Annotated in this window: 14 protein-coding genes and 1 tRNA gene; 8 read left to right on the top strand and 7 right to left on the bottom strand. The window is 69.5% G+C overall.

Annotation, left to right across the window (positions count from 1 at the left end):
* Positions 1 to 57: 57 nt before the first annotated feature.
* The 3 genes from EGK76_RS05120 to EGK76_RS05130 all read left to right on the top strand — a co-directional run bounded on the left by EGK76_RS05120 (position 58) and on the right by EGK76_RS05130 (position 4,066).
* Positions 58 to 2,205, top strand: a complete 2,148-nt coding sequence (locus EGK76_RS05120) for a S46 family peptidase (protein WP_123831852.1) — start codon at positions 58 to 60, stop codon at positions 2,203 to 2,205.
* Positions 2,206 to 2,290: 85 nt separating this feature from the next.
* Positions 2,291 to 3,148: a PA4780 family RIO1-like protein kinase gene (locus tag EGK76_RS05125; protein ID WP_096298582.1), complete on the top strand. Its 858-nt coding sequence runs from the start codon at positions 2,291 to 2,293 to the stop codon at positions 3,146 to 3,148.
* A gap of 9 nt (positions 3,149 to 3,157) precedes the next feature.
* Complete coding sequence (locus EGK76_RS05130; RefSeq protein WP_123831853.1) at positions 3,158 to 4,066, top strand: pseudouridine synthase; 909 nt, start codon at positions 3,158 to 3,160, stop codon at positions 4,064 to 4,066.
* Positions 4,067 to 4,170: 104 nt separating this feature from the next.
* On the opposite strand, the gene EGK76_RS05135 is transcribed toward EGK76_RS05130, so the two are convergent.
* Both EGK76_RS05135 and EGK76_RS15625 read right to left on the bottom strand, forming a co-directional pair.
* Positions 4,171 to 5,421 carry a TIGR03862 family flavoprotein gene (locus tag EGK76_RS05135; RefSeq protein WP_233580161.1) on the bottom strand — a complete coding sequence of 417 codons (1,251 nt, stop codon included), beginning with the start codon at positions 5,419 to 5,421 and terminating at the stop codon, positions 4,171 to 4,173.
* Position 5,422: 1 nt separating this feature from the next.
* Positions 5,423 to 5,761 carry a VOC family protein gene (locus EGK76_RS15625; protein ID WP_233580162.1) on the bottom strand — a complete coding sequence of 113 codons (339 nt, stop codon included), beginning with the start codon at positions 5,759 to 5,761 and terminating at the stop codon, positions 5,423 to 5,425.
* A 115-nt stretch (positions 5,762 to 5,876) separates the two neighbouring features.
* On the opposite strand from EGK76_RS15625, the gene EGK76_RS05140 reads away from it, so the two are divergent.
* Positions 5,877 to 6,140, top strand: a complete 264-nt coding sequence (locus EGK76_RS05140) for a DksA/TraR family C4-type zinc finger protein (RefSeq protein ID WP_096298576.1) — start codon at positions 5,877 to 5,879, stop codon at positions 6,138 to 6,140.
* A gap of 84 nt (positions 6,141 to 6,224) precedes the next feature.
* Positions 6,225 to 7,265 carry an AI-2E family transporter gene (locus EGK76_RS05145; RefSeq protein ID WP_123831857.1) on the top strand — a complete coding sequence of 347 codons (1,041 nt, stop codon included), beginning with the start codon at positions 6,225 to 6,227 and terminating at the stop codon, positions 7,263 to 7,265.
* Between the two features lie 22 nt (positions 7,266 to 7,287).
* Here the strand turns inward: EGK76_RS05145 and EGK76_RS05150 are convergent, their stop codons facing one another.
* A complete protein-coding gene (locus tag EGK76_RS05150; RefSeq protein ID WP_233580198.1) occupies positions 7,288 to 7,878 on the bottom strand; it encodes a mechanosensitive ion channel family protein in 591 nt (196 codons plus the stop codon).
* 155 nt (positions 7,879 to 8,033) lie between these two features.
* On the opposite strand from EGK76_RS05150, the gene EGK76_RS05155 reads away from it, so the two are divergent.
* Positions 8,034 to 8,417, top strand: coding sequence for a DUF6165 family protein (locus tag EGK76_RS05155; protein ID WP_123831859.1), 384 nt, complete (start codon positions 8,034 to 8,036; stop codon positions 8,415 to 8,417).
* A 64-nt stretch (positions 8,418 to 8,481) separates the two neighbouring features.
* Here EGK76_RS05155 and EGK76_RS05160 read toward each other — a convergent pair.
* Both EGK76_RS05160 and rnd read right to left on the bottom strand, forming a co-directional pair.
* Positions 8,482 to 8,557: transfer RNA gene (locus tag EGK76_RS05160), tRNA-Ala, on the bottom strand.
* Between the two features lie 15 nt (positions 8,558 to 8,572).
* Positions 8,573 to 9,700 carry a ribonuclease D gene (gene rnd, locus EGK76_RS05165; protein WP_096300561.1) on the bottom strand — a complete coding sequence of 376 codons (1,128 nt, stop codon included), beginning with the start codon at positions 9,698 to 9,700 and terminating at the stop codon, positions 8,573 to 8,575.
* A gap of 112 nt (positions 9,701 to 9,812) precedes the next feature.
* Between rnd and EGK76_RS05170 the strand changes: the two genes are divergently transcribed.
* Together EGK76_RS05170 and EGK76_RS05175 are read left to right on the top strand one after the other, a co-directional pair.
* Entirely contained in the window at positions 9,813 to 11,639 is a 1,827-nt protein-coding gene (locus EGK76_RS05170; RefSeq protein WP_233580163.1) for a formylglycine-generating enzyme family protein, read from the top strand.
* A gap of 31 nt (positions 11,640 to 11,670) precedes the next feature.
* The gene (locus tag EGK76_RS05175; protein ID WP_123831862.1) at positions 11,671 to 12,594 is read left to right on the top strand and encodes a M48 family metallopeptidase; all 924 of its coding nucleotides are present in this window, start codon (positions 11,671 to 11,673) and stop codon (positions 12,592 to 12,594) included.
* Positions 12,595 to 12,621: 27 nt separating this feature from the next.
* Here EGK76_RS05175 and phbB read toward each other — a convergent pair whose 3' ends face one another.
* Entirely contained in the window at positions 12,622 to 13,368 is a 747-nt protein-coding gene (phbB, locus tag EGK76_RS05180) for an acetoacetyl-CoA reductase (protein WP_123831864.1), read from the bottom strand.
* A 66-nt stretch (positions 13,369 to 13,434) separates the two neighbouring features.
* Positions 13,435 to 13,926, bottom strand: coding sequence for a polyhydroxyalkanoate synthesis repressor PhaR (phaR, locus tag EGK76_RS05185; RefSeq protein ID WP_343205615.1), 492 nt, complete (start codon positions 13,924 to 13,926; stop codon positions 13,435 to 13,437).
* Between the last annotated feature and the right edge of the window lie 122 nt (positions 13,927 to 14,048).

The following is a 14,048-nucleotide window of genomic DNA, read 5'->3' on the forward strand; positions in this document are numbered from 1 at the left end:
GCTGCGGGGCGCGCTGCTGGCTAAGGTCGCGGGCTGTTCTCTTGCCCGGTTGTCCCCATGCCTGTCCGTCGACCCGCCGTTGCTGCCCTTGCGGCCGGCCTTCTCCTGTCCGCGATCGCCCATGCCGACGAGGGCATGTGGATGCCGACCCAACTGCCCGAGCTGGCGAAGCCGATGCGCGCCGCCGGTTTCCGCGGTGATCCGCGTGCGCTGGCCGATGTCACCGCACCGCCGCTCAGCGCGGTGGTCAAGGTTGGGGGCGGAACCGGCGCTTTCGTGTCCGGCGAGGGGCTGCTGCTGACCAATCACCATGTGGCTTACGGGGTGATCCAGTACAACAGCACGCCCGGGCGCGACATCATCGAAGGCGGTTTCATCGCCGAGGGGCGTGGCGATGAGCGCCCCTCGAACCCGGATTTCCGCGTGCTGGTCACGATCGGTTTCGACAAGGTCACCGACGAAGTGCTCGAGCACGCGCGCGGCACCACCGGCCGTGCGTACTTCGACGCCGTCGATGCCGCCAGCAAGCGCATCGTCGCCGAGTGCGAACAGGCCGGGAATGTGCGCTGCAGCGTCGCCAACATGTACTACGGCACCGATTTCTACCGCATCACCCAGCTCGAGCTGCGCGACGTCCGCCTGGTCTACGCACCGCCTCGCGCGATCGGCAACTACGGCGACGAGATCGACAACTTCATGTGGCCGCGGCACAGCGGAGACTTCACCCTGCTGCGCGCCTATGTGGGGCGCGACGGCAAGCCCGCCGACTACAGCGCCGAGAACGTGCCCTATCAGCCGCCGGCGCACCTGCAGGTGGCGCGCGAGGGGCTGCAGGCGGGTGACTACGCGATGCTCGCCGGCTATCCGGGCACGACGTTCCGCCACCGCACCGCGGCCGAGTTCGCGCACCAGGTGCAGGCGACGCTGCCGCAGCGCGTGTCGGTGTTCGACGCGCTGATCGACGCGCTCGAGGCCGCCGGCTCGGCCGATGCCGACGTGCGCACGCGCTATGCCTCGCAGCTGCAGTCGCTGAAGAACAACCGGAAGCGTGCGGCGGGCGAACTCGAAGGCCTGCAGCGCAGCCGTGCGGTCGACCAGCGCAGTGCCGACGAGGCCGCGATGCTGGCCCGGACCACGGGCGACGACCTTGCCGCGATCACGCAACTGCAGGCGATCCTCGCCGACGCCGCAGGTCAGGGTGAGCGCGATCTGCTGCTCGGCCTGGTCGCCTCGCAGACCCAGCTGATGCGCTCGGCGCTGCTGCTGGAACGTCTGCGGATCGAATCGGCCAAGCCCGATGCGATGCGCGAGTCGGGCTACCAGCAGCGCGACCAGGCATTGCTCGAAGGCGTGCTGAAGCAGGTGCAGCGGCGTTATGCGCCGCAGGCGGAGAAGGCCTTGCTCACGGTGCTGCTCGGGCGCTACCAGCAGCTTCCCGACGCGCAGCGCGTGCCCGCTTTCGATGCCGCGTTCGGCCGCACGCCCCAAGCCCTCGCGCGCGTGCTCGACCGCGTCTATGCGGCGACGTCGCTGGGCGAGGAGCCGGCGCGGCTGTCGCGCTTCGCCGCCGCGCGCGACGGTCGCCCGATGGCCGACGACCCCCTGTTGGCGCTCGCCGCGCCGCTGGTGGCCGCGCAGCTGGAACTCGAGGATGCGCGCAAGACCCGCGACGGCGAGCAGTTGCGGCTGCGTCCGGCCTACATGCATGCCCTGTTCGACTGGCGCGCTTCGCAGGGGCGGGCGGTCTATCCCGATGCCAACGGCACGCTGCGCATCAGCTACGGCCGCGTCGAGGCGCTGTCGCCGCGCGACGCGGTCGCGTTCTCGCCGGTGACCACGGTCGCCGGTATCGTCGAGAAGCACACCGGCCAGGCCCCGTTCGATGCGCCCGCACCGTTGCTGGAGGCGATCGCGGCCGAAGATTTTGCCGGCACCGCCGATCCCGCGCTCCGGACCCAGCCGGTGAACTTCCTGACCAACCTCGATACCACCGGCGGCAATTCCGGCTCGCCGGTCCTCGATGCACGCGGGCAGGTGGTCGGCCTGAACTTCGACAGCAACTGGGAGTCGGTCAGTGCCAGCTGGTGGTTCGATCCGCGCACCAAGCGCGCGATCCATGTCGACATGCGCTACATGCGCTGGCTGATGGGCAAGGTCTATCCGGCGCCGGCGCTGCTCGAGGAAATGGGGCTGCCGACGCCCTGAGCGGGGCGCCGCAGTCGGGTGCCGTTCGGGTGCCGGCGCCGGTTTGGCCGCACAATACGCGGCCATACCGGAAGCCATCGGCCCCATGAAGATCCCGCAGGGACTGCAGCCACTGATCGAGGACGGCATCATCGACGCCGTGCTGCGTCCGCTCAAGAGCGGCAAGGAGGCCTCGGTGTACGTCGTCGAGGCTGGCGGCGAGGTGCGCTGCGCGAAGGTCTACAAGGACATGGCGCAGCGCAGTTTCCAGGCCCGCGTGCAGTACCAGGAGGGCCGCAAGGTCCGCGGCAGCCGCGAGCAGCGGGCGATGGGCAAGGCGACGAAGTTCGGCCGGCGCGAACAGGAAGCGGCCTGGAAGACCACCGAGGTCGACGCACTGTATGCGCTGGCCGACGCCGGCGTGCGCGTGCCGCAGCCGCACGGCTTCTTCCATGGCGTGCTGATCATGGACCTGGTGACCGATGGCGAGGGCTTCAGCGCGCCGCGCCTGGCGGAAGTGGAGCTTGAGCCCGAGCAGGCGCGCGAATGGCACGAGATGCTGGTGCGCGACGTGGTGCGGATGCTGGTGCTGGGCATGATCCACGGCGACCTGTCGGAGTACAACGTGCTGGCGACACCGGATGGCCCGGTGCTGATCGATTTCCCGCAGGTCGTCAGCGCCGCCGGCAACAACGCCGCGCGCGAGATGCTGCTGCGCGACGTGCACAACATCCGCGAAACCTTGGCGCGCTTTGCGCCCGAGCTCGCCGATACGCACTACGGCGAGGAAATGTGGGCGTTGTTCGAAGCCGGTGAGCTGCGCGCCGATTCGCCGCTGACGGGCAGTTTCGTCTTCGACACCCGCAAGGCCGACACCGAGTCGATCCTGTGGTCGATCGAGGATGCACGCCAGGAGGCGGTGATCCGCCAGCAGGGGCGTGAAGAGGCCGATGCGGCCGACTGAACGCCGGCGATGAGCCGACCCGCGTTCCCGTCGCGGGACGGGGTGCCGGCCAGCCGGCTGCAGCTTCCGCCCGGCCCATGGACCACGGTGCTCGAGGCACTCGTCGCGCGGTTTCCCCGGATCGGCGATGCCGCGTGGCGCGATCGCATCGCGCGCGGCCTGGTACTCGCCGCCGACGGCAAACCGGTCACGCTGGACACGCCGGCGCGCCCCGGCGCCGAGATCGGCTATTACCGCGAGGTGGCCGAGGAGCGCGCGATCGCCGCGCGCGCAACCATCCTGCACGTCGACGATCACCTGGTCGTCGCCGACAAGCCGCACGGGCTGCCGGTGGCGCCGACCGGCAGCTTCGTCACCCAGACGCTGCTGACGCGGCTGGTGGCGACACTGGGCAACCCTGCGCTGGTGCCCCTGCACCGGATCGACCGGGAGACTGCAGGGCTTGTGATGTTTTCCGCGGCGCCTGCGACGCGCGGCGCCTACCAGGCACTGTTCCGCCAATCCCGGATCGCCAAGACCTACGAAGCGCTCGCGCCCGCGTTGCCGGGCGTCCGCTTTCCGATGGTACGCCGGAGCCGGATCGAACCCGGCGAGCCATTCTTCCGCATGCGCGAAGCCGACGGTACGGCCAACAGCGAAACCCGCATCGACGTGCTCGAGCGCGGCGAGCCCCACTGGCGCTATCGCCTGTCGCCGGTGAGCGGGCGCAAGCACCAGCTGCGCGTGCACATGGCCGCGCTCGGGGCGCCGATCCTGCACGACCCCTGGTATCCGGTGCTGCGAGAGGCCGACGATGCCGCCCGGGCGCCGTTGCAGCTGCTCGCGCGTGCGCTCGCGTTCGATGATCCGATCGATGGACGCAGCCGCGTTTTCGAGTCCGGGCTGGAACTGGACGCAGGATCCGGGCCAGGCATCTGAGACTACGCGGGCGCAGTGCACCCGCTTCGGGTCGGGCCGGCCGCGCGACGGTCGCGGCCGCGCCAACGGTGTGGGCGGTGTGCAGCCGACCAGCGCCAGCGCGGCTATGCCGGGTTGGCTGGCCCCCGCAACCACGCCAGCACGCCGTCAGCGGCCACCGCGGCGCTCGCATAACAGGCGGTCAGCAGATAACCGCCGGTCGGCGCTTCCCAGTCGAGCATCTCGCCGGCGACGAACACGCCGGGCAGAGCCTTCAGCATCAGATCGTCGGTGACGGCTTCGAGGCGCACGCCACCGGCGCTGCTGATCGCCTCTTCGATCGGGCGCGGGCTGCGCAGCCGTAGCGGCAGGCGCTTGATCGCGGCAGCGATACGCGCAGGGTCCTCCAGGGCCGGGCGATCGAGGTGCTCGAACAGCAGGGCGGTCTTGGCCGCATCCAGCCCGGTCGCGCGACGCAGGTGCTCGCCGATGCTGCGCCGGCCGCGCGGCCGCGCGAGGTCCTGCGTGAGCCGGGCGAGGTCACGGCCGGGCGCCAGGTCGATCTCCAGCAGCGCGCTGCCGTCGCGGGCGATCGTGTCGCGCAGGGCGGCGGAGATCGCGTAGATCGCGCTGCCCTCCATGCCGGTCGCGGTCAGTACGCATTCCCCCTGCAGGCTGCAGGCCTGGCCGTCCAGGCCGGTCCAGTGCAGGACCACCGGCTTGAGCGGCGCGCCGGCGTGGCGCTCGGCGAGATGCGCGCTCCAGCCGATGTCGAATCCGCAGTTGGCCGGCACCAGCGGCGCGACATCGACACCGCGCGCGGCGAGGATCGCTTGCCACGCGCCGTCGGATCCGAGCTGCGGCCAGCTCGCGCCGCCAAGTGCCAGCAGGCTCGCGTCGGCGACGTGCGCAACCGGCCCGTCGGGCGTTTCGAAGGTCAGTGCGCCGGCGCCGTCCCAGCCCGTCCAGCGATGCTGCACATGGAAGCGCACGCCGTCCTCGCGCAATGACCGCACCCAGCCGCGCAGCAAAGGCGCAGCCTTCAGATCTTCGGGGAACACGCGGCCCGAACTGCCGACGAAGGTGGGCACGCCGCGGGCCGCGGCCCAGTCGCGCAGGGCGCCGGCATCGAAGCGCTCGAGCCAGCGGCCGACGTGCGGCGCGCGTGTGCCGTATCGCGCATCGAATCCGGGACGCGGCTCGGAATGGGTGAGATTGAGACCGCCCTTGCCGGCGATCAGGAACTTGCGACCTACCGAGCCTTTGCCCTCGAACAGATCGACCTGCAACCCGGCGGCGCGCGCGCGCTCGGCGGCGAACAGGCCGGCCGGCCCGCCACCGACGATGGCGAGCCGCGGGGGGATGGCGCCAGACACCTCAGCTGCCCTGCTGGAACGCCAGCACGTATCCGTTGCAGTCGAGGATCGCGAACTCGCGGGCCCCGTACGGCATGTCCTGCAGAGGCCAGGCAAGCTGGGCCGCGCCCTGCATGCGGGCGAAGCACGACTCGACATCGTCGACAGTGAAATAGAGGGTGCCGGTCAGCGTCGGCGCGCGATTCCACAGGTCGGCGCCGGTGAACACCAGGCGCCCGCCGTGGCCGGTGACTGTGACGGTCTCGCCGGCCGAATGGGTGACGGTGAAGCCGGGCAGGGCGTCGTAGAACGCGCGGGTCCGCCCGGGATCGGCGCAACGCAGCAGCAGGGTCAGCGACATATCGGTCCTCGCAGTTCGGTCGCACGCATTATGGACCGCCGCGGTGGCTCATCCTGTCGCGACGGCGCACTTGCTAGGGTCTGCACTCGTCGTTGCGACATTCGAGGAGTCGGTCATGGCCACGGGCTGGGCGGGTGATGGCGCGGTGCAGGACCAGATCGATGCCACGGTGAAGGATGCGATCGAACGCGCCCGCAGCAAGCTGCGCAGCGGGCCCGGACTTGCCCATTGCGAGGAATGCGATGCGCCGATCCCCGAAGCGCGGCGCAATGCGGTGCCCGGCGTACGCCTATGCGTGGACTGCCAGGCCGCGCACGACAGCGACGCGGCGCACAGCGGCTTCAACCGCCGCGGCAGCAAGGACAGTCAGCTGCGCTGAGGCGAACTCCACCGCGCATCGACGCGGCGCGTGGGATAACGACCCGCGCCGTCGCCCGACGGCCCGTGCCCCAGGGAGTCGTGGATGCCGCAGTCGCAGGATCTTGTTCCATTCACCCGCAAGGTCCTGATCGTCCTCGCGCTCGTCGTTCTTCTCGTGCTGGCCTGGGCGTTGCTTCCAGTGTTCATGCTGGTATTCGGCGCGGTCGTCGTCGCCGCGTTGTTCCTGTCGCTGGCGCATCTGCTGCAACGGCTGGTGCCCGTCGGCGACGGACTGGCACTTGCTATCGTCCTGATCCTGCTCGGCGGGGGGCTGGCGCTGCTGCTGTGGCTCTTCGGGGCGCAGGTATCGGGCGAGATGTCCAAACTCACCGAGGCGTTGCCCGGCGCATATGCACAGTTCGAGCAGTGGCTGGATGGAACCAGCCTGGGTGCGTTCGTCAGCGACCAGCTCGAGACCCTGCGCGACAGCATGGGCCGCATTGTCAGCAGCGCCGGCGCGATCGCGATCACCGTCTCCGGCGGCGTGGTGGACATGTTCCTTGTGCTGGTGGGTGCGATCTATATCGCCGCACAGCCGCGGATGTACCGCAACGGCCTGCTGTTGCTGGTGCCGCCCAGCGCGCGCGCAGTGGCGGGCGATGCCATCTCCGCGAGCGCCGCGGCGCTGCGGCTCTGGCTGGGCGGGCAACTCGTCGCGATGCTCGCGGTGGGCCTGCTGACCGGGCTGGGCCTGTGGCTGCTGGGCGTGCCGGCCCCGTTCGCGCTCGGACTGATCGCATTCCTGCTTGATTTCGTGCCGATCGTCGGGCCGATCGCGGCCGCCATCCCGGGCATCCTGCTGGGCTTCACCGTGAGCCCGCAGATCGGGCTGGCGACCGCGGCGCTGTACCTGGTGATCCAGCAGATCGAGGGCAACCTGTTGCAGCCGCTGATCCAGCAGCGCGCGGTGGAACTGCCGCCGGCGGTGCTGCTGTTCTCATTGGTGATCTTCGGCAGCCTGCAGGGCACCGTCGGTCTGCTGCTCGCCGCGCCGCTGACGGTGGTGCTCTACGTGCTGGTCAAGCAGCTGTACGTGCGCGAGACCTTGGGCACCGAGGTGAGTGTGCCGGGGGAAGACCGATAGGCACCGCCCGGCGCGAGGCAGCTCAGACGTCGAGCGGATCGACTGCGCCGCCGCGGCTGCGCGCGGTCGGCAATGCGCCCCCGCGCCACCGGCGCAGCGCCCGCTGGAAGAACAGGCTGTTGGGGATCTGCAGGCTGGTGCCGGCACCATCGCCATCGTCGCTCTCGCGCAGCGTGGTGTAGATGAGGTTGATGTCCACGACCTGGCCGCGCAGCCCGGGCTTCTCGCCGTTCTCCAGCAACTCCACATGGTCGTAGAGCCGGAACGGGCGCGTGGTCAGGATCAGCATCGTGCAGAAGATGTTCGACAGCACGCTCCAGGCGGCAAAGAACGCGACCGCCGCAACCGCGGCAAAGCCGGTGAACGCGGTCCACAACACCGTCCCCGACACGCCCAGGCGCTCGAGGACCATCAGCAGCGCGCCGGCATAGATCAGGAACGAGCTGACGCGGCGCGCACCCACGACCGCTTCGGCCGGCAATGTATAGCGATGGCCTATACGCGCGATGAGCCGGCGCATGCACACGCGCAACAGCCAGGCGGCAAGCACGATCAGCAGGATCTGCGCGACCGGCAGGAAGAGGTCGATCCAGTCGTGCAGCCAGACGGGCAGGCGATGCTGATAACGCACGGGTGCTCCACGTATGGCGCCGATCGCGCCGGCGCGCAGTTTACGCCGCAGGCGAGATCCCCAGCACCGCTCCGGGCCGGCCAGGCGATCGCGGCGCTACCATGGCCGGCCCGCGTACATGCTTTAGAGGACTTTCCATGAGCACGATCCTGGCCCCGGTCTCGATCGGCGAACTCGCCGACAAGATCACCATTCTCGAGATCAAGGCCGAGCGGATCGCGGACCCGCAGAAGCTGCAGAACGTCCGCACCGAACTCGATGGCCTGCTGCCGCTGTGGGTGCCGCTGGCGGCCGCGCAAGCCGAAATGACCGAGCTGAAGACCGCGCTGCGGGCCGCCAACACGCGCATGTGGGACGTCCAGGATGCGTTGCGCACGAAAGAGGCGGCGCAGGATTTCGGCGAGGAATTCATCGATCTGGCGCGGGCGGTCGCGCGTCACAATGGAGACCGCGTCGAACTCAAGAACCGGATCAACCGGCTTGCGGGCTCACGCTTCGTCGAGGAAAAGCAGTACCGCTGACCGGGACGGTTGCCCGGAAAGCAGAAAAGCCAGGACCTGGGTCCTGGCTTTTCTGCGGTATCCATGGTGGAGCCAAGGAGGATCGAACTCCTGACCTCGTCGATGCGAACGACGCGCTCTCCCAGCTGAGCTATGGCCCCATGGTGCGTTGGCGATTATACGGATCCGTTCCGCGCCTCGCCAGTCCTTTCGAGCAGGGGCGCAAGCGCAGCTTCGAGCTGGCCACGACGCCAGCCCGACAGGGCACCGGGCCAGTCGGCGCCTTCGAGCATGGCCTCGAGCCCCTTGCGGGATGCGAGCACGCCATCGGGCAGGCCGAGCGCCGCGCTGCGCTCGGCGACTGCCTGCTGCAGACGCTTGAGCTGCTTGCGGTCGGGCTCCTCGCCGCGCGACAGCGGCATCTCCGCTTCGTCGGGCAGGGGCGTGGTCAGCGCATTCCAGATCACCGTGGTCAGCTTTCGCGGCGCCTTGGGGTGCGCATCGAGGCGCTGCTGCAGGGCGGCCATGTCCGCCGGCGGATCGCGGGCGAGCAGGGTGGCGAGTTCATTGTCGAGGATCCAGCTGCGTGGACGGTCCTGGCTGCGCGCGTACTGCTCACGCCAGCGCAGCAGCCGCGCCAGACGGCGCTGCGCGTCGGCATCGAGGTACAGCCCGGCGCGGCCGCCGAGCTGCGGCCAGCGCTCGCCTTCCATGTTCCCCGCGGTCGCCACCAGGCGCGCGCAGTCCTCGGCCAGCCAGGCCGCACGGTCCAGCGCATCGAGCCTGGCGGCCAGCGTGTCGTGCAGATCGAAGAGATGCGCGACGTCGTCGACCGCGTATTCGAGCTGCGTGGCCGACAGCGGACGGCGCAGCCAGTCGGAGCGCGTCTCGCCCTTGGAAAGCGCGACGCCCAGCGTCTCCTGCACCAGGCGCTGGTAGCCCATGCCGGCGCCGGTGCCAGAGATCGCGGCGGCGATCTGGGTATCGAACAGCGGCGCAGGCACGGCGCCGCAGGCATGGCCGAAGGCGACGAGGTCCTCGCTGGCGCTGTGCATGATCTTGAGGATGGCCGGATCGCCGAGCATGGGGCGCAGCGCTTCGGCGATACCCGGGGCAAGCGGGTCGACGAGCAGGACCTCGATCCCGTCGGCGGTCTCGACCGCGATCTGCACCAGCGCCAGCTGCGGCCAGAAGGTGCGTTCACGGATGAACTCGGTATCCAGGCCAACACGGGCCGGCGCGGACGGCAGGCGGGCCTGCAGCGTTGCCGGATCACTGATCCAGCAGGAATTGGGAGATGACATGCGCGCAGAGCCTAGCGGCGTGCGGGCATCGCGGCAATCGCCGTGATCGGCGCGCATCGCCGCCACTGGCGTGATGGCTTAATCTGCCGCGATGCGTTTTCGGGAGCCAGGTTTGCGCAGCATCCTCGTCGCCGTGTTGCTGTGCGCGCTCGTCCTTGCGGGCTGCCGCGACGAACCTGTCGCCAGTCAGGTCGAGATCGGCGATGGCAGCGTCACGATCAGCGGCGACGATGCGGTCGTTGCCGCGCTCAACTGGACGCCCCCCGCTGTCACCCTGCCGGCGGAGGATCCCGAGGCGGCGCTCGTGCAGGCAGGCGAGGCGCTGGCCGCGGACGATCTCTACGCGACAGCTGATTCGGCAATCCCCTTGTACCTTGGGCTGGCCAGCGTGCCCGGGTATGAGCGCGCGTCCGCGCGCGGCCTGCAGCGCGCCCAGGCCCGGCTGCTCGAGCTCGGTGCGCAGGCGCTCGTCGAAGTCGACACACTCGACTCGGCCGCCGGAATGCGCGCCGCCCACGAGTTCGCTGCAGTCGCCCGGTACCTCGCGCCGGGCGATCCGGCGGTGGTGGCATATCTGGAGCGCGTCGACCAAGCCGACCGCCTGCGGGAACTCAATCGCGCGGCCGAGCGCGCCCTGCAGGCTGGCGACCTGGGCGAATCGGGCGGCGGCGCGCTGGCGCTGTTCCGGCAGGTGCTGGCGGAGCGCCCCGGACAGCCACGCGCGATGCAGGGCATGGCCGCGGTCGAGAGCGCAATGATCCGTCGCGCCGAGCTCGCTGCCGAAGCGGCTGACTATCGCCTGGCTTCCGAGTGGCTCACGCACGCGGCGGACATCCGTCCCGGGTTTCCGACCGTCGAGGACGCGCGGCGCCGTCTCGAGGGCGTACGCGCGGCGCATGTGCGCCGCCTGCGGGACGAAGGCGTCGACGCCTTGCCCCGGATCAACGGTGTCAGCGTGGCCCGAGCACGTCTGGCGCAGATCATCGCGATCGCCGAGCCGGGCGACCCCGTCGCCAACGACCTGCGCGAGCGTATCGACCGGGCGGTGCACTACGGCGACTTCCGCCCCGGCCAGGTCTTCACCGATGCGCTCGAAGGCGGCGCGCGCGGCCCGCAGATGATCGTGTTGCCGCACGGCGGTTTCATGATGGGTGCGCTGCCGGGCGACGACGACGCCGCCGACAACGAGCGCCCGCGTCATGGCGTGCGCTTCGAACGCGGCTTCGCGATGGGGGTGCGCGAGGTCTCGGTCGGCGAGTTCCGGCGTTTCGTCGATGCCACCGGCTACCAGTCGCGCGCCATGCGCCGCGGCTTCTCGATGGCCTATGACGAGCGTACCGGCAACTTCCTGCGACGCAGCAACGTGGACTGGCGCTCGGACTATGTCGGTCGGCCTGCGGGCGACACGATGCCGGTCCTGCACGTCAGCGCCAAGGATGCCCAGGCCTACGTCGACTGGCTGTCCGCGCAGAGCGGTCATCGCTACCGCCTGCCGAGCGAGGCGGAATTCGAGTACGCGTTCCGCAGCGGCAGCAGCGAGCGGTTCCCGTGGGGCGAGGGCACACCCCCCGAGGGGACGGGCAACATGACCGGTGCCCTCGACCGCTCGCCGAGCGGCCGCAGATGGGGCAACGCGTTTCCGGACTACGGCGATGGCTACTGGGGCCCGGCGCCGACGGGCGCGTTCCGGCCCAATAGCTGGGGCGTTCACGACCTGGCTGGCAACGTCAGCGAATGGATGGCCGACTGCTGGCACGAGAACTATCGCCGCGCGCCGGAGGACGGCTCGGCCTGGATCAATCCGGGCTGCCGCAACCAGGTGATCCGCGGCGGCTCCTGGGCCAGTTCACCAGCGCAGACCCGCGCCAGCTGGCGGGCACTCGCGCAGGTGGACACCACCAATGCCAGACTCGGGTTCCGCGTGGTGCGCGAACTGTGATCAATGCCGGGCAACCGGTCCGGGAGAAAACATGAGACAGGATCCGTTCGGCCGCGGCGACCGCCGCCAGAGCACGCGCCCCCCACGGCGTCGCTTCGGCATGCGCATCGTCATCGTGGCGCTGTTCGCCGCGTATGGCGCGTACTACTACTTCTCCAACCGGACCGTTGACCCGGTGACCGGCGAGAAAGTGCTGATCGACCGCTCGCTGGATATCGAAGACGAGAAGTCGCTCGGCCTGCAGGCCTACCAGGAGATCATGGGCCAGGAGCGGCCGGTGGATCCCGACAGCGAGGTCGCGAAGGAAGTGCGCCTGATCGCCGAGCGGCTGATCGCCAAGGTCGACGCCGTCGAGGCCGAGCTTGCGCGCGAGCACGGACTGGAACCGACCCGGTTCTCGGAGACCTTCGACTGGGAGGTCAATGTGCTCGAGTCGGACCAGGCCAACGCGTTCTGCCTGCCCGGCGGCAAGATGGCGGTCTACACCGGCCTGCTGCCCGTGGCGCAGAACTCCGACGCCCTGGCAGTAGTGATGGGGCACGAGATCGCGCACGCGCTGTTGCGCCACGGCGCGCAACGCATGGCCCAGCAGCGGCTGACCCAGATCGGCCAGATGGCGGGGTCGCTGAGCGGCATGGACCCGCAGCAACAGCAGATGGCGATGGCCGCGATGGGCTACGGCTATCTGCTGCCTTACGCGCGCAAGCACGAGACCGAGGCCGACAACGTCGGCCTGCTGCTTGCGGCCGCGGCCTGCTTCGATCCACATCAGGCGGTGCCGCTGTGGGAGCGGATGTCGGCCGCCAGCGGTGGGCAATCTCAACCGGAATTCGCCTCCACCCACCCCAACCCCGGTACGCGCATCCAGACGCTGGAGGGCTTGATGCCCAAGGCGATGGAATACCGCGCGAAGTTCTGCGAGGACGCAGGCGGCGAAGCCGCACTCGCGCGGTGATCTTCCGCGCGTCACGGCACGCGGGCGTCAGAAGCCCATGAGGAGGCCACCGTTGACGGGCAGGTTGATGCCGGTGATGTAGCCGGCATCGTCGGCGACGAGGAAGGCGACGGCGCGGGCGATATCGGCAGGCTGGCCTACACGACCTATCGGCACGCTGGCGATGGTGCGGGCCAGGACCTCGGGCGGCATCTGTGCGGTCATCGGGGTTTCCACATAGCCCGGCGAGAGGCTGTTGACGGTGATGCCCTTGGCCGCCACCTCGCGGGCCAGCGACATCGTGAAGCCGTGCAGCCCGGCCTTGGCCGCCGCATAGTTGGTCTGGCCGAAGTTGCCGGTCTGACCGCTGACCGAGCTGATGTTGACGATGCGCCCGAACCCGCGCGAGACCATGCCTTCGACCGCGGCCCGGCACAGGTGGAAGGCGCTGTCGAGATTGATCCGCAGCACCTCTTCCCACTGTTCGGGCGTCATCTTGCGCAGGGTCGCGTCGCGGGTGATGCCGGCGGCGTTGACGAGGATGTCGAGCCGGCCGTGGCGCCCCTCCACCTCCGCCACCGCGTCGGCGCAGGCGTCGGCATCGCCCACGTCGAGCGCCAGCGTCGTCACCGGCAGGCTGCCCATGTCGGCGGTGAATGCCTCCAGGCGCGTGGCATCGGCCGGAAGGTCGGCGGCCACGACGCGGATGCCACCGGCGGCGAGCCGGCTGCAGATGGCGCGGCCGATGCCGCCGAGGCCGCCGGTGACGAGGGCGACGCGTGCTGTCTGGGTCATGCGGATTTCCGGTTTACGGACACGAACACGGCGCGGAATCCGCGCCGTTCCGGACACTGCGCCGGATCAGCGGCCGCGCTTGGCCGGGTCGCGATCGGCCGGTCTGGCGCCGGGTACCGCAGCGCCGACCATCGTCTTCTGGAACTCCTTCCACAGCTCCAGGTTGCGCTCGGTCAGCTGGTTCATCATCGTCCAGGGGGTCTGGCCGAGCAGGCCGCCCATCTGCTGGCGGAACTGCTGCTGCTGGTCGAGGAAGGTCTGCATCGAGCGTTCGAGATAGTTGCCCATGAAGCCCTGCATCGAATCGCCGTAGAAGCGGATGATCTGGCTCAGCAGCTGTGTGGACAGCACAGGTTCGCCGTCGGACTCATGCTCGGAAATGATCTGCAGCAGGACCGAGCGGGTGATGTCGTTGCCGCTCTTGGCATCGCGGACTTCGAAGTCCTCGCCATCGACGATCAGCTGTCGGACATCCTCGATGGTGATGTAGCTTGAAATTTCCGTGTCGTAGAGTCGACGGTTCGGGTACTTCTTGATGATGCGCACGGCATTACTCATGAAGCCAACACTCTGATCCTTGATGCTGCGCAGCATGGCGCAGCCCGGTGGGGCACGCAACCGGCCTAAACTACTGAATGCGCGGTCTCGCCGTTCTTTTTCCTTTGGCGTGGATCGCAGCG

Origin of the sequence: Luteimonas sp. 100069, from assembly GCF_003813845.1 — a bacterium.
In the GTDB taxonomy this organism is placed as follows: Bacteria; Pseudomonadota; Gammaproteobacteria; order Xanthomonadales; family Xanthomonadaceae; genus Luteimonas; species Luteimonas chenhongjianii.